We start from the raw sequence: 975 nt of genomic DNA on the forward strand, positions 1-975 counted from the left end.
CTCCACCCTGTGCTGCAGCACATTGGTGGGGCCAGTACAGTTGAAGAGATCGAGGCCCTGCTACCTTGGAACGTCACCCTCAGTAAGCTGCAAGAGGGCTGATTCTCTGGCGCTTACGGTTAGTGGAAATCGTATCTACCCTGGACAATCGAGGCGTGGGGTTCCAATCCCTGACGGAGAATATCGATACTGTCAGTGCTGGAGGGAAGCTCGTATTCCATATCTTCGGCGCTTTGGCAGAGTTTGAGCATAGCCTGATTCGGGAAAGAACTGTGGCAGGCTTGGCGGCCGCCAGAGCCAGAGGCCGGAAAGGTGGGCGAAAACCTAGCATGACTAAGAGTGATGTTCGGAAGGCAGCAGCCATGCTTCGTGATCCACAGGTGACGAAAACCGAAGTTGCTCAGCATTTCATGCTTTCCCGCGTAACATTGAATAATTCGCTAAAACGCCATGGCTACCAGTACCCCCTTCCATAATCTATCAAGCGTGTCTTCGGCCTCGTGAAAGATTTTGGGGCATCCCAGCCCCAAAATCGACTCGACCTTTGACAACCTATTGGTGCCCCAGCCGTCCTGGTCACCCAGCACTACGCAACAACTTCGCAAGCTCGTTGCTGCTCCGTACTTGTCTCCCAATGACCGGACGCCGCGTTTGGATGCCTACGTTGCTTCCCCTCTGGCGCTATGTGCACGACGGGTAAGCAGTGCGGCCTCGCGGCTACTGGGGACTACCAGATTTCGCTTCGCTCTCCATGGCTGGCAGCGGTCGTGCATCTTCATGCCACGGTTTTTGCAGTCACACTGCTTAATGTGCTGTCGCGAGACAGTGACGATCTCCCCGGCGAGAAACTTCTGGAGGCGTACGAGATTTACTGTGAGCAGGTACGTCCCCAGGGCGATGTAAACCCGGCCGAGCTGGCAAAAGCCGGGCCGTCCAACAATGGTAACTGGCAGTTACTGGATATCAATTGCGCGG

General features: G+C 55.4%; 3 protein-coding genes. All 3 read left to right on the top strand.

Annotated features, from left to right (window positions below; genetic code table 11):
- Positions 1-122: 122 nt before the first annotated feature.
- Entirely contained in the window at positions 123-476 is a 354-nt protein-coding gene (locus ACOCD2_RS22035) for a recombinase family protein (protein ID WP_374109786.1), read from the top strand.
- 68 nt (positions 477-544) lie between these two features.
- A complete protein-coding gene (locus ACOCD2_RS22040; RefSeq protein WP_419626126.1) occupies positions 545-700 on the top strand; it encodes a hypothetical protein in 156 nt (51 codons plus the stop codon).
- A partial coding sequence (locus tag ACOCD2_RS22045) for a hypothetical protein (RefSeq protein ID WP_419626128.1) occupies positions 684-975 on the top strand: 292 nt, incomplete at its 3' end. The genes ACOCD2_RS22040 and ACOCD2_RS22045, both read left to right, overlap by 17 nt.

This window comes from Thiolapillus sp. (assembly GCF_048562965.1).
Lineage (GTDB): Bacteria > Pseudomonadota > Gammaproteobacteria > Chromatiales > Chromatiaceae > Thiolapillus > Thiolapillus brandeum_A.